General features: G+C 68.8%; 27 protein-coding genes and 1 pseudogene. 20 read left to right on the top strand and 8 right to left on the bottom strand.

Going from position 1 to position 25,840, the window contains the following annotated elements:
• The first annotated feature begins 179 nt into the window (after positions 1-179).
• A complete protein-coding gene (locus ACFYOS_RS32640) occupies positions 180-659 on the top strand; it encodes a MarR family winged helix-turn-helix transcriptional regulator (RefSeq protein WP_387149979.1) in 480 nt (159 codons plus the stop codon).
• A gap of 9 nt (positions 660-668) precedes the next feature.
• Here ACFYOS_RS32640 and ACFYOS_RS32645 read toward each other — a convergent pair whose 3' ends face one another.
• Both ACFYOS_RS32645 and ACFYOS_RS32650 read right to left on the bottom strand, forming a co-directional pair.
• A complete protein-coding gene (locus ACFYOS_RS32645) occupies positions 669-1,787 on the bottom strand; it encodes a mandelate racemase/muconate lactonizing enzyme family protein (protein WP_387149982.1) in 1,119 nt (372 codons plus the stop codon).
• Positions 1,788-2,827: 1,040 nt separating this feature from the next.
• Positions 2,828-3,772 (bottom strand): LysR family transcriptional regulator, encoded by a 945-nt coding sequence (locus tag ACFYOS_RS32650; RefSeq protein WP_387149985.1) that lies wholly within the window; start codon positions 3,770-3,772, stop codon positions 2,828-2,830.
• Between the two features lie 30 nt (positions 3,773-3,802).
• Here ACFYOS_RS32650 and ACFYOS_RS32655 point away from each other — a divergent pair, with 30 nt between their 5' ends.
• The 7 genes from ACFYOS_RS32655 to ACFYOS_RS32685 all read left to right on the top strand — a co-directional run bounded on the left by ACFYOS_RS32655 (position 3,803) and on the right by ACFYOS_RS32685 (position 9,834).
• A complete protein-coding gene (locus ACFYOS_RS32655) occupies positions 3,803-4,654 on the top strand; it encodes a nitroreductase family protein (RefSeq protein ID WP_387149988.1) in 852 nt (283 codons plus the stop codon).
• On the top strand, positions 4,654-5,964 hold the full coding sequence (locus ACFYOS_RS32660; RefSeq protein WP_387149990.1) for an FAD-dependent oxidoreductase: 1,311 nt from the start codon (positions 4,654-4,656) through the stop codon (positions 5,962-5,964). The genes ACFYOS_RS32655 and ACFYOS_RS32660 overlap by 1 nt, the downstream gene beginning before the upstream one ends.
• Positions 5,961-6,245 carry an indolepyruvate ferredoxin oxidoreductase subunit alpha gene (locus ACFYOS_RS32665; RefSeq protein WP_387149992.1) on the top strand — a complete coding sequence of 95 codons (285 nt, stop codon included), beginning with the start codon at positions 5,961-5,963 and terminating at the stop codon, positions 6,243-6,245. The genes ACFYOS_RS32660 and ACFYOS_RS32665 overlap by 4 nt, the downstream gene beginning before the upstream one ends.
• A gap of 563 nt (positions 6,246-6,808) precedes the next feature.
• Positions 6,809-7,474: a hypothetical protein gene (locus tag ACFYOS_RS32670; RefSeq protein WP_387149995.1), complete on the top strand. Its 666-nt coding sequence runs from the start codon at positions 6,809-6,811 to the stop codon at positions 7,472-7,474.
• A gap of 307 nt (positions 7,475-7,781) precedes the next feature.
• Complete coding sequence (locus tag ACFYOS_RS32675) at positions 7,782-8,063, top strand: hypothetical protein (RefSeq protein ID WP_387149998.1); 282 nt, start codon at positions 7,782-7,784, stop codon at positions 8,061-8,063.
• Positions 8,060-8,470 carry a PIN domain-containing protein gene (locus ACFYOS_RS32680; RefSeq protein WP_387150001.1) on the top strand — a complete coding sequence of 137 codons (411 nt, stop codon included), beginning with the start codon at positions 8,060-8,062 and terminating at the stop codon, positions 8,468-8,470. The genes ACFYOS_RS32675 and ACFYOS_RS32680 overlap by 4 nt, the downstream gene beginning before the upstream one ends.
• A gap of 272 nt (positions 8,471-8,742) precedes the next feature.
• Complete coding sequence (locus tag ACFYOS_RS32685) at positions 8,743-9,834, top strand: IS630 family transposase (RefSeq protein WP_387150004.1); 1,092 nt, start codon at positions 8,743-8,745, stop codon at positions 9,832-9,834.
• A 32-nt stretch (positions 9,835-9,866) separates the two neighbouring features.
• Here ACFYOS_RS32685 and ACFYOS_RS32690 read toward each other — a convergent pair whose 3' ends face one another.
• A complete protein-coding gene (locus tag ACFYOS_RS32690) occupies positions 9,867-10,880 on the bottom strand; it encodes an IS630 family transposase (protein ID WP_387150007.1) in 1,014 nt (337 codons plus the stop codon).
• 32 nt (positions 10,881-10,912) lie between these two features.
• Positions 10,913-11,812: pseudogene (locus ACFYOS_RS32695) on the bottom strand (IS3 family transposase); the annotation flags it as partial.
• A 195-nt stretch (positions 11,813-12,007) separates the two neighbouring features.
• Here ACFYOS_RS32695 and ACFYOS_RS32700 point away from each other — a divergent pair.
• Positions 12,008-13,294: a transposase gene (locus ACFYOS_RS32700; RefSeq protein ID WP_387150011.1), complete on the top strand. Its 1,287-nt coding sequence runs from the start codon at positions 12,008-12,010 to the stop codon at positions 13,292-13,294.
• Between the two features lie 11 nt (positions 13,295-13,305).
• Here ACFYOS_RS32700 and ACFYOS_RS32705 read toward each other — a convergent pair whose 3' ends face one another.
• Entirely contained in the window at positions 13,306-13,620 is a 315-nt protein-coding gene (locus tag ACFYOS_RS32705) for a transposase (RefSeq protein ID WP_387150014.1), read from the bottom strand.
• 29 nt (positions 13,621-13,649) lie between these two features.
• On the opposite strand from ACFYOS_RS32705, the gene ACFYOS_RS32710 reads away from it, so the two are divergent.
• From ACFYOS_RS32710 to ACFYOS_RS32725, 4 genes are all read left to right on the top strand, one after another.
• Positions 13,650-14,612, top strand: a complete 963-nt coding sequence (locus ACFYOS_RS32710) for a phosphotransferase family protein (protein ID WP_387150070.1) — start codon at positions 13,650-13,652, stop codon at positions 14,610-14,612.
• Between the two features lie 247 nt (positions 14,613-14,859).
• The gene (locus ACFYOS_RS32715) at positions 14,860-15,297 is read left to right on the top strand and encodes a hypothetical protein (RefSeq protein WP_387150016.1); all 438 of its coding nucleotides are present in this window, start codon (positions 14,860-14,862) and stop codon (positions 15,295-15,297) included.
• 84 nt (positions 15,298-15,381) lie between these two features.
• On the top strand, positions 15,382-15,906 hold the full coding sequence (locus ACFYOS_RS32720) for a hypothetical protein (protein ID WP_387150018.1): 525 nt from the start codon (positions 15,382-15,384) through the stop codon (positions 15,904-15,906).
• The gene (locus ACFYOS_RS32725; RefSeq protein ID WP_387150020.1) at positions 15,887-16,393 is read left to right on the top strand and encodes a hypothetical protein; all 507 of its coding nucleotides are present in this window, start codon (positions 15,887-15,889) and stop codon (positions 16,391-16,393) included. The genes ACFYOS_RS32720 and ACFYOS_RS32725 overlap by 20 nt, the downstream gene beginning before the upstream one ends.
• A 146-nt stretch (positions 16,394-16,539) precedes the next feature.
• On the opposite strand, the gene ACFYOS_RS32730 is transcribed toward ACFYOS_RS32725, so the two are convergent.
• On the bottom strand, positions 16,540-17,199 hold the full coding sequence (locus ACFYOS_RS32730) for a class I SAM-dependent DNA methyltransferase (protein ID WP_387150023.1): 660 nt from the start codon (positions 17,197-17,199) through the stop codon (positions 16,540-16,542).
• Positions 17,200-18,059: 860 nt separating this feature from the next.
• On the opposite strand from ACFYOS_RS32730, the gene ACFYOS_RS32735 reads away from it, so the two are divergent.
• The 3 genes from ACFYOS_RS32735 (at position 18,060) to ACFYOS_RS32745 (ending at position 20,784) form a co-directional block, all read left to right on the top strand.
• Complete coding sequence (locus tag ACFYOS_RS32735; protein ID WP_387150026.1) at positions 18,060-19,727, top strand: hypothetical protein; 1,668 nt, start codon at positions 18,060-18,062, stop codon at positions 19,725-19,727.
• Positions 19,728-19,733: 6 nt separating this feature from the next.
• Entirely contained in the window at positions 19,734-19,919 is a 186-nt protein-coding gene (locus ACFYOS_RS32740; protein WP_387150028.1) for a hypothetical protein, read from the top strand.
• A 313-nt stretch (positions 19,920-20,232) separates the two neighbouring features.
• Positions 20,233-20,784, top strand: coding sequence for a hypothetical protein (locus ACFYOS_RS32745; RefSeq protein ID WP_387150030.1), 552 nt, complete (start codon positions 20,233-20,235; stop codon positions 20,782-20,784).
• A 226-nt stretch (positions 20,785-21,010) separates the two neighbouring features.
• On the opposite strand, the gene ACFYOS_RS32750 is transcribed toward ACFYOS_RS32745, so the two are convergent.
• Both ACFYOS_RS32750 and ACFYOS_RS32755 read right to left on the bottom strand, forming a co-directional pair.
• Positions 21,011-21,172: a hypothetical protein gene (locus ACFYOS_RS32750; protein ID WP_387150032.1), complete on the bottom strand. Its 162-nt coding sequence runs from the start codon at positions 21,170-21,172 to the stop codon at positions 21,011-21,013.
• A gap of 385 nt (positions 21,173-21,557) precedes the next feature.
• Positions 21,558-21,767: a hypothetical protein gene (locus ACFYOS_RS32755; RefSeq protein WP_387150034.1), complete on the bottom strand. Its 210-nt coding sequence runs from the start codon at positions 21,765-21,767 to the stop codon at positions 21,558-21,560.
• Positions 21,768-21,983: 216 nt separating this feature from the next.
• Between ACFYOS_RS32755 and ACFYOS_RS32760 the strand changes: the two genes are divergently transcribed.
• From ACFYOS_RS32760 to ACFYOS_RS32775, 4 genes are all read left to right on the top strand, one after another.
• On the top strand, positions 21,984-22,982 hold the full coding sequence (locus ACFYOS_RS32760) for a hypothetical protein (protein WP_387150038.1): 999 nt from the start codon (positions 21,984-21,986) through the stop codon (positions 22,980-22,982).
• A 529-nt stretch (positions 22,983-23,511) separates the two neighbouring features.
• Positions 23,512-24,333: a cytochrome c biogenesis CcdA family protein gene (locus ACFYOS_RS32765; RefSeq protein WP_387150073.1), complete on the top strand. Its 822-nt coding sequence runs from the start codon at positions 23,512-23,514 to the stop codon at positions 24,331-24,333.
• A gap of 148 nt (positions 24,334-24,481) precedes the next feature.
• Positions 24,482-25,156: an ATP-binding cassette domain-containing protein gene (locus ACFYOS_RS32770; protein ID WP_387150076.1), complete on the top strand. Its 675-nt coding sequence runs from the start codon at positions 24,482-24,484 to the stop codon at positions 25,154-25,156.
• Entirely contained in the window at positions 25,153-25,824 is a 672-nt protein-coding gene (locus ACFYOS_RS32775; protein ID WP_387150041.1) for a heme exporter protein CcmB, read from the top strand. Before ACFYOS_RS32770 ends, ACFYOS_RS32775 begins: the two co-directional genes overlap by 4 nt.
• Positions 25,825-25,840: the final 16 nt, after the last annotated feature.

The following is a 25,840-nucleotide window of genomic DNA, read 5'->3' on the forward strand; positions in this document are numbered from 1 at the left end:
GTTATGTCCACAACGTACAGACGATCACGCGGTGGCCGCCTCGCGTCCACCCCTCACCGCCAGCGACATCTCAAACGGCGGCTGCCGTACTAGGAGAGCCGGGCGGCGTGCGCAAGAGGTCGGCCGTGACAACTTCCCGGGCGGCGTGTCCGGAGCAGTCCCGTCACTACACTGCGGGCATGTCCCCGGCCGATCGCCTGACCGATGCGCAGGAGGAGTCGAGCGAGCTCTTCGAGCTGCGTGCGGCCCCCGGTCACCTCGTCCGCCGGCTGCAGCAGGTGCACCGGGAGATCTGGGCGCGCGAGGTGCCCGGCGACGTCACGTCCGCCCAGTTCGCGGTGCTGAACATCCTCGACCAGAAGCCCGGGATCGACCAGCGGATGCTGGGGGAGCTGGCCGGCATGGACCGCTCGACGACCGCGGAGATCGTCCGCCGCCTCGCCGCGCGGGACCTCCTGGTCCGGTTCCGCGACGCAGGGGACGCCCGGCGCAACCTGCTCCGGGTGACCGATGCCGGCCGCGCGCTGCTGCAGCAGGCGCTCCCCGCGGCCGAGCGCGTCAGCGAGCAGCTCGTGCTCGGGCTGAGCGAACGGGAGCGCGTCGAGTTCGTCCGGCTGCTGAACCTGGTCGTCGACCACCACCAGGTTGACTACGACTGACCGTGTCGGTCAGCGCCCGGCCACGGCGGTGCGGACGGTGAACCGCTCCAGCGCCGCCTCGTCCCACACCATGCCGTGGCCCGGCCGCTGCGGCGGCGCCACCCGCCCGTCCACCGGGGTGAGGACCTCGCCCAGGAGATCGTCGAGCAGCGGGAAGTGCTCGAGCCACGTGCCGCTGCGCGCCGCGGCCGTCAGGTGGACGTGCAGCTCGGGCAGGAAGTGCGGCGTGACGGCGAGCCCGTGCGCCTCGGCGAGCGCGTCGATGCGCCGGAACTCCGACACGCCGCCGGTGAGCGGAGCGTCGGGCATGAGGATCGCGGCGCCGCCGGAGACGAAAGGCGTGAAGCCGCCCAGCCCGAGCAGGTGCTCGCCGACGGCCAGGGGTGGCGCCGCTGTGGCGGCGAGCGTGTGATGCGCCCGGACGTGGGCGGACGGGAGCGGCTCCTCGAACCAGGCGACGCCCAGCTCGGTGAGCGCGGGTCCCATCCACAGCGCGGTCGCCAGATCGAGCCGCTCGTTGGCGTCCACCATGATCGCTACCTCGTCACCGACGGCCGCACGCACGGTAGCGACCCGGGCAACGTCGACGGCCGGGGGATGGACCCCGACCCGCAGCTTGACCGCCCGGTACCCCTCCGTGACGTAGGACAGGGCGCCCTCGACCAGCTCGGCCGTCGACATCCCGTGGGTGGCCCGGCCGCTGCCGTACACCGGCACGTCTTCGCGGTGGGCGCCGAGCAGCCGGAAGAGGGGAACCCCCGCGCGCACGGCGCGAAGGTCCCACACGGCGATGTCCACGGCGGAGGTCGCGAGGAGGGCGACTCCCGCGCCGAGGCGGCTCGTCCGGTCGCGCAGCGCGTACCAGGTGCGGTCCCAGTCCTGCAGCGGCATCCCGAGCACGGCGGGCAGGTGCACCGCCTCCAGCAACGCCGCGACGGCCTCGGCTCCCGGGCCGAGCGAGTAGGTGAACCCGACGCCCGCGGCGCCGTCATCGGCCGTCACCTCAATCCGGACGAGCTGCAGCTGCGTCGCTCCGGACCCGCCGCGGGCCGCCCCGAGGGGCATGTCGACCAGCTTCACCTCGACGCGGTCCACCACGCCGTCGTGGCCCGCCTGCCGTGCCGTCATTCGATTCGCCTCCGATCCGCCGCAAATCATCAGTGTACTGAGTACCTACCCTGCGCCCGCTCGCCGGGTTGGTCCCGGACTGCGGCGTCAGGCGGCCCGCGGGTCGCGTTCGCGCGGGCCGGTCGGGCCCTCCGCGGTCAGTTTTCCTCGGCGCCGATGTCCGGGGGCCGACCAGCGTCACCGCCATCCGGAACTGTGGGTCAAGGCGTTCCTGGTCCGCTCGCACGCGCGACCATCGGCTTGACGACACGACGCTTGGCCTCGCGGTCCGTAGCGGCGCAAGTTCTCCACACCCGACGCGTACGCGAGTGGCGCACCCATGGTGATCGAGCGGACGAACATGGGTGGTGGCTCACTCCATGGGCGGCCTGCTGGCGCGGTAACTACACACAATCCTTGGCGCGACCGGGAACCTATCCAAAACCCTTACGCTGAGTACGCCGTTCCATGGATCGGGTGAAGGCAGCTGTTCTGCTGAACACCCGGCCGCGGGGCGCCGATTCCAGCACGATGCCCGCTGGCAGCCTTCCAGCGGCAGGACGCGGATGAAGGGCTGCGCCGCTGGTCGCAACTGGTGGCATACGGTGGCGGTCCTGGTCGTGGCACGGCTCTGTGCGATCCTGGCCGGAGGGCCTGCGTCCGAACGTGCGCGGTGGTCGTCGACCACTGCGGTCGTACATGGCGGCGCAGTGGGATCGTGGCTAGCCGTGGCCGCGGTCGCGGGCTTCCCCCGGGCATGGCGTTCGCTGCGCCCCTGCTGGTGTCCTGCCTGGAGTTCGTGCTCTGGCCGGTGGCCATTTCGGGGGTCATCCTGCGGCGTTGGCTGCTACTCGTCGTCGCGGCCGTGACGGGGGCAGTGTGCTGCGTCGCGATCTCGATGGACTGGCTGGCTGCCATGGTCGCGCTGACCGTGGTCGCCGCGCTCGTCGGCGAGGCTCACCCGCCGGCGTTCGCGACCGCGCTGCTGCCATTCGTTGCCGGCGCGGCCGAGCCACTCGCGATCGTCGTCCCGGTCGCGGCGGGTGCTGCCGGCCTGTTCCTCACGGCCTGGCTGATTTCGCGCCGTCGACCTGGTTCTTCGCCGTGGCCCGGACGATGCGGACAAACGGCTCGACGACCGGTGATTCCTCCTCCCGCCGCCAGGCGAGTCCGGTTCCGACCACTGTGCTCGACGACGGCGGCAGTGACCGGTAGACGACCCCCGGGCGTCGCAGAGCTCGCATGGAGTCCGGCACGAGGGCGACACCCATGCCGGCAGCCACCAAGCCGATGATGGCGTGGACCTGCTGTGCCTCCTGGACGACGCGCGGGCTGAACCCCGCACCGTGGCAGAGCGCGACGATCCGGTCGAAGACCAGCGCCTCGCGGGAGCGGGGGACCACCACGAAACCCTCACCACGGAGCTCGGTGACCTCCAGCGGAGCGCCCTTCGGCCGATTGTCAAGCGGATGTCCCGCGGGAAGCACGACGCAGATCGGCTCGGAGAGCACTTGTTCGAGCTCGAGGCCTTCCGCTGCCGAAGGCAGGCGAAGGAACCCGACGTCGAGCTGGCGCGCGGCCAGCATCTCGAGCTGCTCGGCTGTGGTGTGTTCGTGAAGGCTCAGGTCCACGTCGGGATACTGGCTGCGGAACGCGCGCACCACCCCCGGTAGGACGCTGTACGCGGCCGGGCCCACGAACCCCACGGCGAGCCGCCCTGTGCTGCCCGCCGCGGCCCTGCGCACCGCGGCGGTCGCCTCGTCGCGGTGCTCGAGCATCGCCCGGGCCTCAACCAGGAGGACCCGGCCCGCCGTGGTCAGCTCGACGTGCCGCTTGGTGCGCTGCAGCAGCCGGACCCCGAGCTCCTCTTCGAGGCGAGCGATCTGCTGGCTGAGGGCGGGCTGCACGATGTGCAGTCGTTCCGCGGCCCGGCGGAAGTGCAGCTCCTCCGCTACCGCCACGAAGTACTGCAGATGTCGGAACTCCACCACTCCACCTCTGATCACGCCACGCTATCAGACGGATGAAAACCGATATTGGACGCTCTCACCATTTCCGTCCAGGCTGGGGCACCACATCACAACGAAGGAGATGCGATGACTATGACGGCAGAGAGCGACGGGCATCAGGTCGGCACGCCCCCGCCGGACGCCGCGACGTACGACCAACTCCTCGCGCTCGCCAGGCACCGCCGCTCGGTGCGGGCCATCGATCCGCACCGTGAGGTGCCTGACGAGACCATCGACAAGATCCTGGAGGTCGCCCGCTGGGCGCCCTCGGCGGGCAACGCCCAGCCGTGGGAATTCCTCGTGGTGCGCGACGCCGAGACGCGGAAGCGAATCGCCGAGCTCTACGCCCGGCAGATGGCCGACAAGCGCGAGATGCAGGAGGCCGTGTGGGGTCATCGCGACCACATTGGCTACACCGGTTTTCGGCACTCGCCGGTCTTCGTCCTCGTGCTGGGCGACCCGCGAGTGATCGATGCATATCCCGTGCGGACAGCGCTGGAGAAGGGCGAGTCTCATTTCGTGACGAGCCTGGCTCAGGCGACCGTCTTCGCCCATCTCGCGGTTGCCTCGCTCGGCCTCGGCTCGCAGTGGGTCAGCGACGTGAGCTCGCCCTACATGAGCACGATGATCAAGTCTTGGCTCGGCATCCCGCGGCACATGCGGATCTACGACATGTTCGGGGTCGGATACCCGGCCGTGATGCCGGCCCCGACCTCGCGGCGCGGGCTCGACGAGATCGTCCACCACGAGCGTTACGACCAGGACAGGAGCCGCGATCAGGAGGCTGTGGAGCGGTTCCTCTGGGACGACACACTGCTCGGTGGGTTCCGGTCGAACAACGGCCTGAAGGGCCGGGGCCCGACCGAGGGTCCCGCCTGATGACCCGCGTTGCCGTCATCGGCGCCGGACCATCGGGAGTGTTCGCCACCGCCGAGCTGCTGACCCGGCCGGGCGTCGAGGTCGATGTCGTCGATCGTCTCCCGACCCCGTTCGGCCTGGTCCGCTACGGCGTGGCGCCGGACCACCCGAAGATCAAGTCGGTGACCGCCGCGCTCACTCGAGTCCTCGCCGACCCCCGAGTCCGGTTCTACGGCAACGTCGAGTACGGAACCGACCTCACCCTCGACGACCTGAAACGAACGTCCGACGCCGTCGTCCTCGCCACCGGCGCCCCGCTGGCCCGCCGGCTGGGGATCCCAGGTGAGGACCTCCCCGGCAGCTGGACCGCCGCCGACCTGGTCCCCTGGTACAACGGCCACCCAGTGGACGGCGTGCCCTGGACCGGCGGCGCGACGGCCGTGGCCGTGGTCGGCGCCGGGAACGTCGCCCTCGATATCGCGCGCGTGCTGCTCAAGGGCGGGGTTGGGCTTGGCGGGACCGACATCCCCGAACCCGTAGCGGCGGCGCTGGACGCCCGCCCCGTCACCGACGTCCACCTGGTGATCCGCCGCGGCGTCGCCGACGTGAAGTTCAGCGCCGCCGAGCTGCTCGAACTCGACAAGCTCGACCTTGACATCCTCGTCGACCCCAACGACGTCGTGCTCGATGGCTCAGACCGCGCCCGCGCGAGCGAGGACCGGGTCATCGGACGGCGGGTCGACGTGTTCAACCGCTGGTCCCGGCGCGCTGCCACCGCAGCACCCCGCCGGCTACACGTCCACTTTCGGCGCCGTCCTATCAAGATCCTGGGCGAGGGGCGGGTGGCGGCGATCCGACTGCGCCACAACGCCTCCGAGGCGACCGAGGATCTGGCCGTCAGCGCCATCGTCGCCGCGGTGGGGTACCGCACTCGCTCGTTGCCGGGCGTGACGGCCGATCCCGCGGGTGCCACGTTGCACACCACAGGGCGGGTCGAGCCGGGCCTGTACGTGGCAGGCTGGTTCAAGCGGGGGCCGAGCGGCGTCATCGGTACGAACAAGCAGTGCGCCGTCGAGAGCATCCGGTCCCTGTGGGCCGACCTCGACGCCGGCCTGGTCCCGTCCGCGACCCACCCAGGCCGACTTTCCGCGTTGATCGCGGCCCGCCGGTGCGTCGCCGTCGACTGGGCCGGGTGGAAGCGCATCGATGCCGCCGAGATCGCCCTCGGAGCCAGCACCGGCCGTGCCCGCACCAAGATTACCGACCTCGCAAGCCTGGTGCGCATCGGCGCCGGTGTCGAGCAGACCTGTCACCTGGAGGAGATTCGATGACCTACGTGATCACCGCCGGCTGTATCGACGTGATGGACCGGTCGTGCCTGGAGCAGTGTCCGGTCGACTGCATTAAGCCCGGTACCCGCATGCTGTTCATCGATCCGGACGTCTGCATCGACTGCGGCGCTTGCGAGCCGGTCTGCCCACAGGAGGCCATCGCCATGGACGCGATGCTTCCGGAGGAGCTGCGGGGCTACGCCGAGATGAACGCCGCCTTCTTCGCCGCCGGCGCCACGGCGGACCCCCCCGAGGTCGCCGCTCGACCGCCCCTCGTGTGAGCCTCGCGCACTATTACCTCGCGTACGCATCGACGCCGGTCCCGACCGGCGCCGAGGTACTGATCATCAACGACCGTGGCGCGCGCCAGATCGACGTCGAGCCATGGCCCGCCGTTGCCGGGGGCGAGGGCCCCCGGTAGAACAGAAGGGTCGTCCAGTGTTCGGTTAACGCGTGCCCGCCGCCGACATCGGTATACAAGAGCGCAAACCGATAATCTGGACGTCACGGTCGAACGAAGCGGCGCCGCGGCGTTCACCCACCAGTCACAAACTCACAAGCGACCGCACTGGCATGTCAACACACAGCCTCCTCCCGTCCCCTTGACGGGGGCGGCGCCGTGCCACCTGGGCGCTCGCACCGCTGATCGACGCAAACAAGCACCCTGGAGTGCGAGCAGGAGGACTCCACCGCGTGTGGCCACGGCGCGGTTGCGTTCGAGCCGGTCGATGCCGCACTCCACGACGTGGCGCTGGCGATAAGTCACCCTGTCGAGGGCCGGGGCGCCGCACCCGGCGAGATGGGGAGTACTGGTCGCAGCTGCGCGACCGCGGGTGAAGTGCCGATGCCGGTGGTCGAGGTGCCGGTACCGCAGGCGCTGGCGGATCTGGCTGGCGCCTTGCGGACCACCGGCATGTACGGGCCGCGCCCCGACGATGAGGACTTTGTCGAGGTGCGGGCGTTGGCCTGGTCCAGGTGCCGGGAGTTCCTGCCGGACTGGCCGGATGCGCCGGAGTTGCCGGGGCAGCGGCGGCAGGAGTTGATCGACGCGTTCATGGTGGGGGCATGCCGGCCCGTCGCGGCGGGTGCGGGCGTGCCGGCCGGGTGTGATGTGGATCGGGAGGTGGCGCGGTCGCTGGCGGACATCTTCGTCGATTACGGCACGCGTACGTCCGGCCCGGTCTGCTGGCGTGGAGTCCCCGGTGGGTTGCAGTGTTTCTGGGCGACTGGCTGCCTCGCAAAACCTTCCTCGACGACGCGCAGCAGAAGGTTCTGCCCGCTGCACCGGCGAGAGGTCGACGCCGAGTGGGTCGAGCCGGTGGTCGCGACGGCCGACATCTACCTGTGCGACTTTCTGGCCGCGGTGGACGACGAGTCCGCTTGGGGACCGGCCAAGCAGCTCGCCGCAGAACTGACTGCCCGCGGTGTCGATGTCAGCGACATGGCGGCCGTCGACGTGGTCATCGGCGAGCTGAACGCGGCCCGACTGGCCCGGCGCGTGACGGAGTAACGATCCGGTTCCGCGCGATGATGTCCTAGGAAGCTTGCAGGGGTTGAGGCCTCTCACACCAGCGAGCAGCAACTACCCGCCAATACCGTTTTCGGCAGCCGGCAATGCCCGGGCGGTAGAGGGTTACGCCGGCACGTTTGGCGCGGTAGAGAGCGATGTCGGCGCGGTGCAGGACGTCCTCTGGGTCTTCACCGGCGCCGGCGGCCACGCCGGCGCTGGCCCGGATGGTGACGGTGCCGGTCGGGGTGACCGCGTGGCGTGACCGCCCTGGCGCAGCTCGTCGGTATGCAGCGGGTATGCTCGAAGTATGACTCGCCGTATCACGATCAGCCTGCCTGACGATGTGGCCGCGTACGTGGAGCGCACACAGAGCAACACCTCTGGTTTCATCGCCGGGATCCTCCGCCGCAAGATGCGCGCCGACGACCTACGCGCCAGGTGGGAGGAGCTGGGCTACGTGGTGACCGACGAGGACGTGGAGCGGACGAGGCAACGCCTCGCCGAGCTCCCGCCGATCAGCGACGAGCAGCATGCCCGCAACCTCGAGTGGCTTCGCCAGTTCGACGACGACGGGACCGCCGCCGCGTGAATGGCCTGGTCCTGGACACCTCCGCGCTTCTCGCCTACGCCTCGGGGACCAGCATCGAACCGGGTGCCATCCTGACCCTCGCCGAGGAGGACCCGGAGCAGCAGGTGTGGATCCCCGCCCTCTGTCTCGGGCAGGCGCAGCTCCAGCTGGCGGGCACCGCCGCCGCCACCATGCTCGACCTTCTGCTCAGCGAGGACCGGGACATCCACGTGGCCGTCTACGACGCCGCCACGAGCCGGCGCGTCGCCCGGATCGCCGCCCGTGCGAACGTGCCGCTCGACGTCGCCCACGCCGTCGCCACCGCCGTCCTATACCGCTGCTACCTGGTCACCCGGGACGCGAAGGCCGTGGCACCCGCGCGGCCCTCGGGCCTGGAGGTCCTCGACATCAGCGAGACCTGGGACTGACACCCTTCCCGGTGCGGGTGTCGCCGGGAGACGCGGGCGCTGGGCAGGGCCGTGGGATCTGTCGGTGATCGCGCTGAAGGCACTGCAGGCGCAGGTCAAAACCCCTGGTAGAGGATCTCCGCGGGCAGGTCGTGGAGGCGCCGGACCTGAGGACGGAGCTGCGCCAGGAGTACGACCGGGCGAATGCCCCCGAGCGGGTCGGCGCGAGTTTCGAGACGTGGCTAGTGTTCTGCGCCGGAAATCCGCCTCATAAGTAGGTGTAGGGTGGTGGGATGCCGAGGACCGGGCGTCCCACCCCGCCGCTGGTGTTGTCCGACGAGGAACGCGCGACGCTGGTGCGCTGGTCACGGCGGGCGAAGTCCGCGCAGGTCCTCGCGATGCGCGCGAAGATCATTCTGGCGTGCGCGGACGGCGCGTCGAACACAGATGTGGCAACGGCTTTGGGTGTGCACTTGTCCACCGTGGGCAAATGGCGGCGGCGGTTTCTGCGCGAACGCCTCGATGGGCTGATCGACGAGCAGCGGCCGGGCCGGCCCCCGTCGATCAGCCTGGACCAGGTCGAACAGGTTGTGGTCGCCACCCTGGAGCAGACACCGCGCAACGCCACCCACTGGTCCCGCAAGTCGATGGCCGAGCGGTCAGGGCTGTCAAAGTCAACAATCGGCCGGATCTGGCGGGACTTCGGGCTCAAACCGCACCGAGCGGACACGTTCAAGCTGTCCACCGACCCGCAGTTCATCGAGAAGGTCGTCGACGTCGTCGGCCTCTACCACAACCCGCCCGAACGGGCCGTCGTGCTGTGCGTGGACGAGAAATCCCAGATCCAGGCCCTGGACCGCTCACAGCCCGTGCTGCCGATGATGCCCGGCATGCCCGAGCGGCGCACCCACGACTACGCCCGCAACGGCATCACCAGCCTGTTCGCCGCGTTCAACATCGCCGACGGCACCGTGATCAGCCAACTGCACCGCCAGCACCGCGCCACCGAGTTCAAGAAGTTCCTGGCCACCATCGATAAGACCGTGCCAGCCGAGCTGGACGTGCACCTGATCTGCGACAACTACGGGACCCACAAGACTCCGGCCATCCGCGCCTGGCTCGCCCGGCACCCGCGGTTTCACATGCACTTCACCCCGACCGGATCCTCGTGGATCAACCAGGTGGAACGCTGGTTCGGCTACCTCACCGAACAGAAGATCCGCCGCGGCGCCCACAAGAGCGTCCAGAGTCTCGAGGCCGACATCCGGGCGTGGATCGCCGACTGGAACAGCAACCCACACCCGTTCGTCTGGACCAAGACCGCCGAAGAGATCCTCGACTCACTCGCCAGATTTTGTAGGCGAATTTCCGGCGCAGAACACTAGTGCCGTGACCACGAACGTTCAGGGTGTTGGGGTCAGGCTGCGCGGGTGGCGGGTTGGCCCCAGCGTCGTTGTCGTTCGCTGCGGATGCGGGCGCGTTCGCGGCGTTGGGCGGCCAGAACGTCGGGATGGCGGGCGTTGGCGTTGCGCCAGCGCAGGTAGGCCTGCAGTTTCCGGGTCAGCACGGGGTGGTTGGGATGGTTCGAGCCAGCGATCACGAACGTGCGTAGCGGCCCGAACTGGGCCTCGATCGGGTTGGCCCAGGAGGCGTAGGTCGGAGTGAAGCAGAGTTCGACCTTGTTCCGGGCCGCCCACGCCCGGATCTTTGGGCCTTTGTGCGCGGACAGGTTGTCCAGGATGACGTAGATCGGTGCCCCGTCCGGGCGGGCGTTGCGGATCGACGTGAGCGCGGCAAGGGTGTTCGCGGCGCTCTTGCGCCGCCGGACGATGCCCCAGAGTTGGTCGTCACCGACGGAGTAGCAGCCGTGGAACTGCCGGACCCCGTGCAGCTTGTGATAGTTCGCGGGTAGTCGATGGGGATGTCCGGCTGGCGCCCACCCGGCGCCGGCCTGCGGCCGGATCGCGAGGGGCCCGAACTCGTCGAACGCGAACACCCGCTGCGGGAACTGGCTGCTCACGTACTCAATCCGGGCGAGTTTGGTGTCCCGGTCCGGGTCGGTGGACTCCTTCCACGTCTTCGTCCGCTGGAAGGTGATCTTGTGGTGGTGCAGGATCTGCCGCAGCCGTTCCCGCCCGATGCGGATCGGGCGGGCGGCATGCGAGCAGAGGTAGTCGGCGAGCTTGCGCACGCTCCAGCGGGTGAACGGCCGCCCCAGTTTCTCGGGGCGGGTGTTGGCCGTCTCGACGATGAACGCTTGATCGTCAGGACTGATCTGGCGGGGACGGCCACCCGCCCACTGAGGGTCCAGGCTGGCCATCCCCATCTCGTTGAACCGGTGGATGACCTGCCGGATCGTGTCGTCGTCGGCCTGCACGAGACGGGCGATGGCCGGCACTGTGTTCCCGCCGGCAGAGGCGAGCACGACCATGGGGGCTTGACCTCTGATCCTGGACATGGGGTTTATGCGGCCGGGGCCAGCGTAGCTGGCGCTGGCCGGGTGTTCTTTTCGTAGGTGATCGGTGGCTGCTGTCCGAGCCGGGAGTGGCGGCGGATGGTGTTGTAGCGGTGCAGCCAGCGGAACGTGGTCAGCCGGGCTTCGCGTTCGTCGGTGAAGGCGCGGCGGCCCTGGAGGGTCTCGCGTTTGAAGGTGGCGTTGAACGACTCCGCGGCGGCGTTGTCGGCGGAGCTGCCGACCGCGCTCATCGACTGCCGGACCCCCGCCGTGGTGCAGGCCTCGGCGAAGGCCCGGGAGGTGTATTGGGCTCCGTGATCGGTGTGCATGATCGCCCCGTCGAGGCTGCCTCGGGTGCGCTGGGCGGCATGGAGGGCGTCGATGACCAGGTCGGTGCGCATGTGGTCGGCGATCGCCCAGCCGGCCAGGCGCCGGGAGTGCAGGTCGATGACGGTGGCCAGGTAGAGGAAGCCGCGCTCCCCGACCGGCAGGTAGGTGATGTCGCCGACGTAACGCTGATTCGGCGCCGGGGCGGTGAAGTCCCGGCCGATCAGGTCCGGGGCCTTCGCTGCGGCCGGGTCCGGCACCGTCGTACGTGTTCGTCGGCGTAGTCGTAGACCCTGCACGCCGAAGCGGCGCATCACCCGCGCGACCCGCTTACGGTTGACCAGCTGCCCGGCATCGCGCAGCTCAGCGGTGATCCGTGGTGCTCCGTAGGTGCCGTCGTGCGCGGCGTGCACCGCCCGGATCCGGGCGGCGAGAGCGACGTCCGCGGCCCGTCGGGTGGCCCGGGCCGTGGCGGCCGAGCGCCAGTAGTAGTAGCTCGAGCGGGACACCCCAAGGATCTGACACAACCGCTTCACGCCATAGCGCTGCTGGTGGTCGGCGACGAACTGGAAGCGGTTGATGGGACTACCTTCCTCGTCGGGCACTTCCGGGGAACGCTCCAGCGGTTTGTCCCTCGAGGACTTTGGTGAGACGGCGTCCCCGGGAGTGACCGGCGGAGGCCTGACGCCCACGAGGGTGTTGTCCCGAGAGGACTGGTCCATCAGCACGGCGCGGCGCCTCCACCGACCTGACCATTCGGGGAAGACCAATGTGAGGTGCGTGTGCTGGGTGTCGGGCTGGACTGGGCGGAGTCTTTCCACGACGTCGCATTTGGGATACCGGGAAAGGGGGTGGTCAAGCAGTTCCGGATTCCGCACGGCCCGGAGGGGATTAACCGGCTGATCGAGCGGTGCCTGGAACTGGAGCCGGACCCCGCCGAGGTTCGCGTAGTGCTCGAGACCCGGCACGGGTTGCTCGTCGAAACGCTGGTAGAAGCCGGTTTCACCGTCGTTCCGATCAACCCGGACCTGGTGGCCCGCCGCCGCGGGCCAGCCCGGAAGAAGGACGACGCCGAGGACGCGCGGATCTGCTGTCTACTCGCCCTGGACACCTATATCGAGCTGCGGGCGTTGATCCCGCACGGGCAGATCGGTGCCGAACTGCGCGCCATCGCCCGCGATGATGTGCGCGCCGCGCGCGATGAGCGGCGCCTGGGTAACCGGCTGCGCGCTGACCTGCTGGCTGTCTTCCCCGCCGCCATCGAGATCGCCGACGGCGATCTGAGCGCCGCGGTGTTCCTCAAACTCGTGGAACGCTGGCCTGCCGCGGAGGCGCTGGCTGCGGTCAGCCGCGACGAGCTCGAGGCGTTCGCCCGTTCCTGCCGGCACGGCTGGCCAGACCGGTTCGCCGACCGCGTCATCCAGACGCTGTCGCAGCCCCAGCTAACCGCTCAGCCCGGCCTGGTCCAGGCCAAGACCGGCAGCATCCGACTGGCTGCCGCCCAGCTCCTGCTACTACGCGCACAGCGACGCCTATGGGAACGGCGGATGGGTGAACTCCTTCTCGGCGGTCATCGCCCCGCACGGGCCAAGACCGTCAAGAACCCTGACCCAGCAGCGACGTTCCCCGCCGGGAACATCTACCTGAGCATGCCCGGCCTGGGTGACCGGCTTGCCGCGCGGGTCGCCGGTGAGATCGGTGAGCACTGGCACCAATTCGCGACACCGAACGCGTTGCAGTGCTACGCCGGCCAAGCCCCGGTCACCAGACGCTCCGGCCGCAGCGAATACACCATCGCCCGACGCCTGGCCTTCAACCGCTACCTCGGCGAAGCCGTCCTGCAATGGGCGTTCTGCAGCATCACCCGCTCCGCTCGGGCCCGCGATTTCTACAACGCCAAAATCGCCGCCGGCGACCGGCACTCCGGCGCTCTCCGCAAACTCGGCAACCGCTGGCTCGAACTGCTCTGGCACTGTCTACGCCTCGGCGTCACCTACAACGAAGACACCCACACCGCCAACCGCAACCGCGCCCTCCCGCCCACCCGACCAGCCGAAGGTTGACAGAGGGTGTCTCACCAGCGCGTCTCCCCGGCGAAATACCGGGCCGCCTTCCGCAGAATGTCCCGCTCCTCCTCCAACTCCCGAATCCGCCGCCGCAACGCGGCGTTCTCCGCCTCCACCGAACCGGACGCCTGCAAGCCCGCCACGGAGGCCGCCGACCCGGCGGTTACGCCCCTGCGTCGATCATCGGCGCGGACCCAACTCCGCAACGTCTCCCGGTTGACCCCGAGATCGTCAGCGATCTGCGCGATCGTCGCCCCAGGCCGAGACCGGTACAACGCGACCGCGTCAGCCTTGAACTCCGCGGGGTAGTGCTTGTTCACCATCTGTCAGGGACTCCTGATCTCCCCGGACCATCACGATCCAAGGTTCAAGTGTCCAGGACCAGGGGGCAACTCCCTCCGACCGGCGGCTTGCTGCCCTGGACCGGCTGGCAGGCGGCAGTAAGAAGGGCGTCTACCGGCTTCGGTTGAACGACCAGACCACCGTGGTGCTGTACGTGTGGGCGGCGGACGAGAACTACTGGCCACCGTCACCGACCGTCCAGGACGACCCGTTCACGGACGCGTCGGGCGCAGATCTGTTCGCCGCCAACCACGCGGCGCTCACCGCAGCAGGAGTACGGGTCCCGGATCTGATGATGCTCGACCGGGACGGCCGTTACCTCGACGCCGACATCGCTCTGGTCGAAGACGCCGGGGCGCTACGGCTGGAGGCGTTACTGGAACACGACTCGGCCACGGCCGCCATGCCGCTGTCCTCGCTCGGTGCGGCCTTGCGCCGCATGCACACCACCTTCGGCCCGCACTTCGGCAAGCTCGCGGCCATTGCCCACGGTGAGGCGTCTCAGACTCGACGGGCGGAGGACGTCATAGTCGACCGCGCGCTCGGCCATGTCGACGCGGCAGCTGTCCGCGACGTCCGGTTGGCCGATGCGCATCACCGGATCACCGCCCACGTGCGCCACCTCAGGAGCACGGTCACCCCACGCGAGGAATACGGGCTGGTACACGGTGAACTCGGCCCGGATCACGTCCTCGTCACACCGGCCGACGAGGCCGTCATGATCGACTTTGAGGGCCTGACGTACTTCGAAGTCGAATGGGACCACGCCTGGCTGCAGATGCGCTTCGGCGACACCTACTCGGCGCTGCGTCCGGTCGATCTCGATCCCGACCGGCTGGAGCTCTACCGATACGCGCAGACGCTGTCCCTGATCGAAGGGCCACTGCGGATCGCGGACACCGACTTCCCGGACCGGAAGTGGATGCTGGACCTGGCCGAGTGGAACATCACCAAGGCGCTCGAGGCAATCTGACGCATCCTACCTCCACGACCTGCGCGGAGTCTCATCAAGGGGCACGTCCCTCGGACAAGCAACGACTGCCCGGGCGCCAGGCCGCCCCGCTTGAACGTGCCGCTCGTGTCGAGCTCAGGATGTGTGAGGGGTTCCCGGGTCAGAGCGGACGACGCCCGAGGCCCGGGACGTTTGCCTCCATCGCCAGCATGCCGCTCAGCGGGCGATGGATACGCGAGCCGAGCGCCGTCGATCTAGCCTCTGCCGTATGCGGAAACGTCTACGGATCACGCTCGGTGCGGCTGTGGCCGGCGTTCTGGCCGCACCGGCCACCGTCCTCTGCGTCCACATCACTCACCCCAGAAACGAGGACGGGTACCTGGCCTACCTCAAGCAGTACGGCGATCCGCACAGCGACGGCCCGGTGCCGGTTCTGCCGCTCGCCGCCGGTCTGTTCGCCGAGGGCGACGCGGCCTGCGACTGGATGCGCGAGCAGCCATACGCCCTCTGGCGAACTGATCCGCAGTACCACTTCCTGGCCGTCTACCAGCGCCACGAGCAGCATGTCGCAGACCGCTCACCGAGCTGGGGCACCGATCTCCCCGAGATGGGGCCCGTGATAGCGGGCGCCTGGGCATACCTCTGCCCAGCCGAGTGGGAGCTGCGGCAGCCCCGGCGGCGCCCCTTCGCCCCTGAGTCAGACTGACAGGGGCCGCGTGATCAGCAAGTTGCGGGGGAGGTGACGTGAACGTCGGTCGGTGGGGAGCGGTCGCCGGGTGCCGAGCCCGGGTTGCGGACGCCGGAGGCGCGGATGCTGCTAGCGGAGTTCCGGGGCGACGAGGAGCGGTGGCGGCGGCTCGCCGCGGAGCTGGAGCGGGAGAAGTACGGGCTCGATGTCATGCAGGCCGCGTTCCATCTCGCCGTGCTCCGGCGTTTCGGTGGCGGGGTGGAACTTCGCGACGTCACGAGGTTCGTCCGAGAGTTCAATGCCGCCGCTCCCGAGCAGGCGCGAGTGCCGCCGCGTGAGGCGGAGGCGGCGATTCGCGTCTCCCTCGGCGAGGAGCACCTTGCCGAGTCGATGGCCGGGGAGGTGCTGGGCAACATTCGGTATGCGCTGCTCTTCGCGCTGGCGGACGATCTGGGACTGGATGACGATGAACTCGTCGGGCTGCTGAGGTCGGCCGAGGATGTGATCCTCACCGGCAGGCAGATCGGATTGTTCGGGTCGCTGGCGGACGAGTGGCCGACGGTGCCGCGGACGGATGGAGACAGGATGCACTGGCGTTGGAGGCGGGGTGGCGGTGAAGGCAGGTAGGAAGCGTCGCCGCGCTGTCGCCGCGCGCGAAGCGTATCCCCGGCCGGTCACCCTGATGGGCCAGATCCTGCGCGGGCTGGCGCTGCGCCAACCGGAGGAGCGCGAGCGGGCTCGACTGAAGATGCATGAGCCCGGCGGTTCGGTCGACTCGATGCCGGTCATCGATGCCGCGTTCGAGCTCGCGGTGCAGCGCCGGTTCGCGCCGGGTACCGATCTCCGGGAGATTGCCTCGTTCGTCGCGGACGTCCGGGTGGGTTTCGGACCGACCATCGACGTACTCGCGATGGAGGCGTTGATCCGGCGGGCGCTCGGCGAGCAGACTCACATCGATGACCTGGGCGCCAAGACGGTGATCGAGTTGAAGTGCGCCACCCTCGTGGCGGTGCACGATGTCCTGTCGTGGAGCGAGGCGGACATCGACCAGCTTCTGGCCGAGGCGGAGGCGCTAGTCAGGGTGAAGGGCTTCAGCCCCGCGGTTGGCTCGTGACCAGTGCCCGTCGGGACCGTCGCGGCGGATTTTGACAGGCGGTGCAGCGGCTCTGTGGGCGACCAGTGTGACAAGCAGCAGGAGTAGGGCCCGGACAGGACGTGCCGCTTCGCGCGGGTAGGCTTCCGCGGCGTCTCGGGCCGCGACTACAAATGCCTCCGCCCATCTCCCCGGTGGGCGAAGACGAACCCGCCCTCGACGTTCGGGGCCGGGCGGTGCACCATCTCCGACTCGACGGTGAAGCCAGCGGCGTCCAGCCAGGCCGCGACCCGGCCCGGTGAGCGGCGGTGCACGTACACATTCATCGGGTGTCCGCCGTAGCCCTCCGTCTTCAGTCGGCTGCCATTACCGGCGTGGAACCCGAGCAGCATGACCCCGCCGGGCCGCAGCACCCGGTGGAACTCGGCAAGGACCGTTGGGACCTCGTCGTCGGGAACGTGGATCAGGGAGAACCAGGCGAGCAGGCCGGTCAAGCGATCGTCGGCCAGTTCGAGACGGGTCATGGAGCCGACCTCGAAGCGTAGGCCGGGATGGTCTCGACGGGCCACGTCGATCATCGCGGGTGACAGGTCGATGCCGAACGCGTCCAGGCCGATCCTGTCCAGGTGGGCTGTGATCCTGCCGGGGCCGCAGCCGACGTCGGCGACCGGCCCGTTTCCTTGGGCGCGGACCAGTTCGGCGAAGAGAGCGAGGATGCCCCGCTGGAACGGTTCGCGGGCGAGAGCGTCGCGGAGGAGGTCGGCGTAGCTGGTCGCCACGGTGTCGTAGGAGGTCCGGGTGTCGTCGAGCCAACCGGGAACGCGCATGCGGTGCACGATAGCGCCGACGCGGCCAATGGCATCAATCTGGCCGACATGATCGATTTGTGCTTGAACTCGTAGCCATGTCTCCGAGCTCATGATCACCTGCAAGGATTTGGCTCCCCTCTTCGGGGAGCAGGTTGGGAGCAACAGGGTGCACTGAACGGCCCTCAACCGCACCGAACGGCACCGGACGGCACGCAACTGCATCCACCCCTGCCTGCGGCTTCGCGTTTCCGCAGGTCAAAGTCGGTGCAGCGTCCTGCTTCACACGGAGTGCTCATCCGTTTTGGTCAGCGGTCGATGCCGTTCTATGTCGCCTGGCTGGCGAGTATGCGCAGGTCAGGGCGGTAAGGAGCTGCTGGATGGCCCGGCCTTGCATCTGGGAGCAGATTGGGTGCAGCTTGGCGAAGTGGTCACCGCGTCCGAAGTGCTCACCGAGGTCGGACAGAGCAGAGGGCTCTGACCTGCGGTGATGCGGGCGAGCGGGTCGGCGTGACCTCCCAGAGAAGACCGAAGTGGTCACGCTGCGGGACGCTGTAAGGCGGTGCGCTTGATGGACGACAGGGAACTCATCGGCCGGCCGATGCTGGGGCGACCGGATCGACGGCCATCGGTGCGCTTCACCGACCCGTCGCCGCCGACTGTTCCATCTATTGGACCACCGATCTCATGCACAACGGCCTGACCAGGGCCTTTTCCTCGGTGAGCTCTTCGGCGGGCCCGAAGAGGTCGGATCGTGGCTGGGGCGCGGGACTTGGTCGGTGTTGGTCGGGCGCGGGAGGCGGTAGTTGGTTGCGCGTGGTGCCGCGGTGCGTCATGATCTCGCTCGTGTTTGATGTGAAGGGCGGTTTCCGCCCCGTTCGATGAGCGCGCCAGCGCCGATGGATGGATCGGCTGATCTGGCTTGGTTGGATGACGCGCTCAGCACAGGTGACGTCGGTAGATATGGTCCGGCGCGGTCGAGGGCTTTCGAGGAAGTCGAGTCGGACCGCGGCGGTGAGGTGGTACGGCATCTGCTGGCCCGCGCTGTCGATCCTTCTCCCAACGTCCGGCTGACGGTCCTGACGTTTCTTGCCGATCTGTGTCCGCAAGCGGATCGGTGGCCCGCAGTTGCTGACGTCGCCGTGGTTGCCCTCGGTGACCCCGATGACCGTGTTCGGCGTGCGGCGGCCTGGTTGTTCGTGGTTGCGGCCAGCGCGGACGAGGCGATCGGGGTGCTGTTCGGATCGTCTGATCCGGTGGTGCGAACGGCGTTAGCGGAGGCGTTGTGCCTTCAGGTGCTTCAGCGGGACGACCATGGCGACCGGTGGGTCGACATGATCGAGCGGATGCGGCGCGACGAGCTTTCAGCAGTGCGTTTCCTCGGCGCCTGCGCGGCCCTGCTGACCGCCGACCCGTCCGAATGGCCGATGCTGGACGCGGCAGTGCGCGCCGATCTGGCACCAGCCGCGGAAGCGCTCGCCGGCATGGGCGGGCGGACCTCGTGGCGCGCTGGTGAGCGATGGGCGATCGTCCTTAGACGCAGGGACCGGGAGCAAGACGCTTACGCGTTGGTGGCGCCGTTGGTTTGGCCCGGCGAAAGTGAGTCGGTTCGTAGGGCGGGCCTGGAGATCGCCGCGGAGGCGATGCGGACGTGGCGGGCTGCTCCGGCCTGGCTGGCACCGGTGCTGTCGGACGTGTTCATGGAGCCGGCCTCGGCGGTGCGGACTGCCGCTGTCGGCGTGGTCTGCGCATCGTTGACGGCGACGCGGCTGGCGGCGGATCAGCTCACGCGGATGCTGGTCGAACCGGATCTGTTGGCTACGGTCGCGACGGCCCTGGGCTGCGTCGGGGATCATCGCGCGGTTCCGGAGTTGCTGCGTCTGCTGCTCGACGGGGATCCGCATCCTCGGCTTGCTGACGCGCTCGCCACGGTCGCGGCGGCGTCACCCGATCCGACGAGCCTCGTCGCGACAGCGCGGCAGGTGCTGGCCGAGCACCGGGGGCCCTGCCACGAGGGACAGCACTGGCACAGCTGTCCCGCGCTCGTGGCCGTGCGCTGCCTGGCGGCGCTCGGCCCCGCTGCGGTGGACGCGGTGCCCGACTTGGCCGCCCGACTGGCCGACGCGATAGAGCGCGGTTGCCTGGCCGAGGGGCGGCTGGCGGTCTTTGCGCTTGGAGCGATCGGTGCGGCGGCCACGTCGGCGGTGCCGCTTCTGCGGCGATTCACAGCCTCGGACGATGCCGCAGCGGACCGCGCCGTTCGCGCAATGCTCACGATCACCGGGGACCGCCGCGTCGCGGATGACTACCTTGATGCCCGCCCCGAGAAGCTGCGACGTTGTGGGATCGCCCCGGACCTGTTCGACTGGCTGACCCAGCACGGCGGCCTCACCGATCGGCAGGTTCGCCAACTGAATCACCTGTTCACCCAGACGGGATGGATGCAGGCCAGGGCGGCGACCGCCTACTGGCGCTATCACGGCCCGCCTTCCGCTCCGGCGCTCCTCAGCGCCCTTCCCCAGTACCTCGATGACGATGGGTACGCGTGACCCGTCATGAAGGCCCTCGCCGCGATGGGCCTACACGCGCAGCCGATGATCCCCGCACTAGACCGTCTAATCGGTTCCCGACACCGCGTTGCCGTGTATCTGGGCGACGTCGACGCCGAGATGCGCGCCGATGAGCAACTCCTGCAGCTCGCCCTGGCCACCCGCACCAAGATCACTGCCAGCCCCACCTGACCAGCCACCACGGCAGCCGTCGATGCGAACAGACCCGTACGAACGATCAGGAGGACATCCCCGTGCCCAAACCAGACATGAGTATGACCAGGAGAGCCTGCGCCGGCGGCTGGAGATCCTCAGGCTCCCCGTCACGCCGCTGCGCCACGCCGGCTACCTGATCCCCGACCGGACCGACCCGCAATGGAAGCGGACACCCGAGACGGTCGGTGTCGGCCCGGACAACCACGCCCTCGCCGTCCCGGCCAGCCGCGATCAACCCCACCGGCGTCTGATCACCGTGCATGACGGCAGCCGACAGCCGGTCCGGTGCGTGCAGCTCGACGGGTGCATCCAATCTTCGTTCGTGCAGCCCCTACCCGGCGACCGCATCCTGATCGTCCGCTCTCGCAACCGCGGCGGCACCAACGCGGAAGTATGGACCTCTGACGGTCGACGTGAACACCAGGGTGACCTGGGCGATGCGATCGAGCATGTGCTGACCACTCCCGCCGGCGCGATCTGGGCCGGCTACTTCGACGAGGCCATGGCCGGCAGCGGCCCCCAGACACACGGCCTCGCCCGCTTCACCGCAGACCTCGAACCGGACTGGCTCTACCCACAGCGACCAGCAATGCCGGAGATCTTCGACTGCTACGCACTCAACCTGGCCGACGAGACAGCATGGACCTGCGCCTACACCCGGTTCCACCTCGTCTCCGTCACGGGCGACACGCCAACCGACCACGGCCCGGCCCCCTACCGCAGCGCGCACGCCCTGCTGACCGACGGCGCCAGCGGCGCGTTCAATCGGGGGCTACGGACCCGAATACGACCTGGCGACTCCGTTCCAGATCGATGCCTCAGCGGTGATACCTGCCGGTGAACCAACCCGGCTCGTTCTGCCCGACGGCATGGAGATACGCGAGGCTCGCAGCTTTTGCCGCGGCGCGGAACTCCACGTCGTCATCGGCGCATCCTGGTACCGCACCGATCTTGGTTCTCTTCGCCAGTGGTAGTGGCTCCGTTGCGCGGTAGCCAGCAATCAAGGCCGGTGTCCGGCCGATTGGGGCCACTTCAGTTCTGGAGCACGACGACTGTTGGGCCCCCTGTCACAGCTTGAGCCGCCGAGGCGTTCCGGACGCCAAGTCCTCAGCGCGCCGGCGATGGAACTCCACCACGGTTAACGCTGTGGCGATCAGCGGTCCCAGCGGCAGCAGGACCAGCAGGTAATCGGCCCACGGCTTGTCGACGAGGAGGAAGCCGGCAATCATCGGAACGGGCCAAGACCAGGCCAGGAGGCCTGGTCCCCAGAGCCGCCACGGCGATGCCCCCGGTACCGCCTCCCACAGGTCAAGCCGGCCGAGGCAGGCACCGATCACACCCGACCAGGTAACAAGCAGGAGCAGTACCCAGAGCAGGTAACCAAGCCCGTTCCACGGCTGAAGTCTGCGTTTGTCACAAGCTGGAGGCAAGGCGTCGCTCGGCAGCTAATCTCATAGCTGGTGCGGGCCGCTGACGGCCAGTAGCCGTGACGCGGCGGTCATGGACGGGCATGAGAGGCAATCAGCCCTGCCGCCGGCCGCCAGGTCTTTCCGACACGACGACCAGTTGAGCGGCTCTTCCAAACTGCCGGTGCGGTAGGTGAGAACCCGCAGTTCACAGCGGCTGGTCTCGCGTGACCTCAACATCAGGTGAGCTGAGCTGCACGACGCGAGCGCCGTTGGTCCGCACGGTGCGCGGCACGGCGGCGGCCACTTCGTCGTCGCAGATCAGTTCCACCATCCCGGTCCGGCGGTTGCAGGACACGCCGGCGTCGTCGTCGCCGGGTGTCGCCAGGATGACCCAGTCCGGTCGCTGCCGTCCCACAGGTGGGCGTACGAGCGGAGGCTTGCGGGGTCCAAGAGATCATTGTGGCCTTTCGAGCCGCTGGCACGTACGGCCGCGATCTCGCCGGTGAGCCAGTCGGACGTGCCGGGCGAAGCCCGGCTACCCGGGAAAGCATGGCCCGCAGTGCTCGCGGTCGGCGTGATCCGTCGCTGCGGTGGGCGCCGTTTGTCGGGATGCTCGCCTAGAGTCGGCCGCATGTATTTCGTGTGCCGGTGGCGGGAGGAATCGCCGTTCAGCAAGCGGGTGGTTACCGTGCCCGACGCGACGGTGCTCGACTGGTTCCGCCGCGGCTGGGACCACGACGACCCGGACGGATGGATCGACAGCGAACTGGGCGGCCACGTCTACGGCTTGGACTCGATCTTCGAGGAGGTCCGGAAGCGGAACCTGCCGCGGCCGGAGACCGTTGACGAACTGCGCGAGCTGCTGAACGAGTACCTCTGGGTGGAGGGTGACGACGAGGGCAGCTTCATCCGGCTCGGCGAGCATGCCTTGCGGGTGCGTACCGACGACGACGAGGTGGACCTCGCCTACTACTTCATCGACGACGAGGCCGCCGCCGCGTCGCCCGACCGCCTCGCGTTCCTACTGCACGACACCTGGCCGCTGCCCGTCGACGCGGCAGCGCCCGGCGCGGTCTTCAGCCATGGCGTACCAGTCCGTACCGTCCGGCTGGCCCCGCCCGGCCCGGAGTCCGTCTTCTCGGTCCGGCTGTGCTGGGAATCGCCCGACACCGACCGGAACCTGGACCTGGCCGGCGCCGTCGTCTTCCCCGGCCTGACCCTGCCGGGACTCGCCGCCCACCTGCGCGCCGTCGACGACCCCGCCGCCCACCACTGGCCGCACGACGCGCGGCTGCTGCGGGCCCTCGTCGCCCCCGGGGAGGAGGACGTCGGTCCGGCGCTGGAGCGCTACGCGGGGCTACCCGGATACGCGCCGTCGCCCGCCTGGATCAACCCAGTGCCCACGCAGGACGTGCTCCACCCGGCGATGCTGCAGTCGCTTCCCTCGGAGCGGCCCGCCGAGTCGCTGATCCGGCTGGACGCCCACATCGCGCAGGTCGCCCGGTACATCGACGGCTTCTTCGGCTGCGACCAGTGGTTCCTCTTCGACACCCGGTGGGCCGCGGCCCACCCAGACCTGGCCCGCTCGCTGCTGCGGTACGCCGCTCACTGGGACCCATACGAGGCATAGCATCGGAATAGCCCTCCCGACACGTCCGAGCCATACGGCATCCCCGGCTCAATAGTCTCGGCTCGTGCAGATCCAGATCGGCCGAGGCGCTGACTCCACCGGAGTTGTCCGGACCGATCCCGTACAGATGACGCGGCTGACAATCACGACCACGGTTGAGGCCGGCGACGGGCAGCGGAGCTTCCGCGTCCTCTATTCCTGCACGCTGGCGAGCATGTATGGGTCGAGGGCGCAGCGGTCTTCGTCCGACAGGCGGATGGAGACGTGATCCGTCACGACGGCGGCGGTTTCTGGCTCTGCCGGTAACACCCGCCACCCGAGCCCGGCCGCCGGGGTTGGCCCAAGCGGTGACCTCGGCTCCTGGTTCGCCCGCCGCGAGCTGCCGGACCAATCCTGGCGTACGCCGCCGAGCACGACTCGATTCCCGAGCCCCTGACAACAGCCACGACGGCTGACGTCGGCCGGGCGGCGCTTGCCGCTCGCCGGCTGTATAGGCAATACTCATTAGCTATACAAATGGGCGGTGACCATGTCAGCGACGGCACTCGCGGTTGCGTTCGGAGGCGGGGTAGTTTCGCTTCTTTCACCCTGCGTGCTTCCGGTCGTCCCGGCGTACCTTTCGATCACCACTGGGCTCGGCATGTCGGAGCCACAGTCTCGTCCGGATCTGCGGCCCCATCCAGAGTCTGGGCTTCCTGCTGATCCGTGCTCCAGTCCTGAGCAGCGGCCTCCTGGCCGCCCAGGCCTGGGCGCCGTCCTTTGGGGGGGTGGCCTTTTCGTCGCCGGGTTCTCGGTCGTTTTCGTCGCGCTAGGGCTGTCAGCCACGGCGATCGGCACGCTGTTGTTGCGCAACCACGTCCCCGTCACCCGGATCTCCGGGGTTGCGGTCATCGCGATGGCGCTGACGCTGCTGGTGAGCACACTGAGACTGGGGTGGGTCGCAGGGCGCGAGTTCCGGTTCCATCCGCAGGTGAGCCGGTACGGCATGTGGGCCGCTCCGGTGGCCGGGGCGGCGTTCGCGTTCGGGTGGACACCATGCATCGGACCGGTCCTCGGCTCGGTCCTGGCCGTCGCGGCGGACCAGCGACAGCTCGCGCAGGGTTCAGCGCTGCTCGCTATGTACGCGGCGGGTCTGGCACTGCCATTCCTGATCATCGCGCTGACGTTTCACCGATCGCTGATCGCCCTGCGGTTCGTGCGTCGGCACTCGACACTGCTGACGCGCGCCTCGGCGACGGTGCTCGCAGGCTACGGGGTGCTCCTGGCATTCGATCAGTTGAGCTGGTTCACGCTGCAGGTGCAGAACGGGGCGACTGCGATCGGCTTAGCGTGGCTGGTTGGCCTCGGCTGAGCAACGCGAGGGTCAGCGATCGGCGGGTCGGGGTTGACCCGCCGAATCAGGAGGCATACAGTTTCTATCACTCATCATCGTTAGTATTAGAGCCTAGGGCGGTCGTCGTGATCGGACATGTCGTACCCGGGCACGCGCCGTGACCACCATGCCGCGAGCCGCCGTGCGTCTGTCGAGGGTGACGAGGCTGTTCGACGGCCGGGCAGCGGTCAACCAGGTCAGCCTCGAGATCGCCGTTGGTGAGACGGTGTGGCTGCGTGGCTGGAACGGCTCGGGAAAGTCCACGCTGCTGCGCTTGATCGCGACAGCCATCTCACCGACCTTCGGTGACGGGAGCGTGCTCGGCTTTGATCTGCAGAAGCAACGAAATGCCATCCGCGCGCGGACCGATCTGTTGGGCCATGAGACCCGCATGTACGACGATCTCACCGCTTCCGAAAATCTACGCTTCGCATGCAGCCTGTACGACCTTGACGTCCGTTCAGTCGAGTCCGCGCTCGAACGGGTCGGGCTCGATGGGGTGGCCGCCGTCCGGCTGGGAAGCTTCTCTCAGGGCATGCGCCAGCGCCTCGCTCTCGCGCGGTGCCTCATGCGCACCCCGACGCTGATACTGCTCGACGAGCCGTACGCCGGACTGGATGTTGATGCTCGTGTCGTGGTCGACGATCTGCTGACCGCGGCGCACGCCGGTGGGCAGACCGTTGTGCTCGCCAGTCATGAAGCGCCCCCAGCGCATCTCATCGCCCGCGAGGTGTTGATGGACGGCGGTCGCCTGGCGGAGGGTGGTCACCTGACCGCACCTACAGTGGCCGCGCCGTCATGAGCCTCCGGGTCGCCCAGGCGATTGCCGCCAAGGACCTGCGAATGGAGTTGCGCAGCCGGTCCGCCGTAAGCACTGTGCTTCCGTTCGCGGCTACGATGCTGCTTGCGTTCGGCTTCGCCCTGGGCCCGGATCGGCTGCTGCTCACCAAGACGGCGCCCGGGCTACTGTGGCTTGCCGCGTTGTTCGCGTCGGTGGAGCTGTGTCACCGTTCCTATCAGATCGAGGCGGCTAACGGTGCCCTGGAGGGGCTGCTGCTTTCGCCTGTCGACAAGGGTGCCGTGTACCTGGGCAAGGCGGCCGCAGCGTTCGTGCAGTTGATGGTGCTCTTCGCCGTGACGACGGGCATCGTGATCATGCTGTTCGGCCTACCCGTCGGTCCCGCGCCGGTGCTGCTGGTGCTCACCGCGGCATTGGGGATCGCCGGATTGAGTGCGTTGGGCAGCCTCCTCGGCCTGCTCGCCGTGCGAGGCCGCACCCGACAAGCCGCGCTGCCGGTCATCGTTCTTCCACTCGTCACTCCGGTGATCATCGCTGCGACCCGTGCGACAGAAGGCCTGACGCAGGGCGACACCGCCGGGATCGCCGGGTGGCTGAGCCTGCTCGCGGCGTTCGATGCCGCCTTCCTCGCAGCCGGCTACATCGTGTTCGCCCACCTGCTCGAAGACTGACACGAGTTCGCCCCGG

The organism is Micromonospora sp. NPDC005806, assembly GCF_042871425.1.
In the GTDB taxonomy this organism is placed as follows: Bacteria; Actinomycetota; Actinomycetes; order Mycobacteriales; family Micromonosporaceae; genus Micromonospora.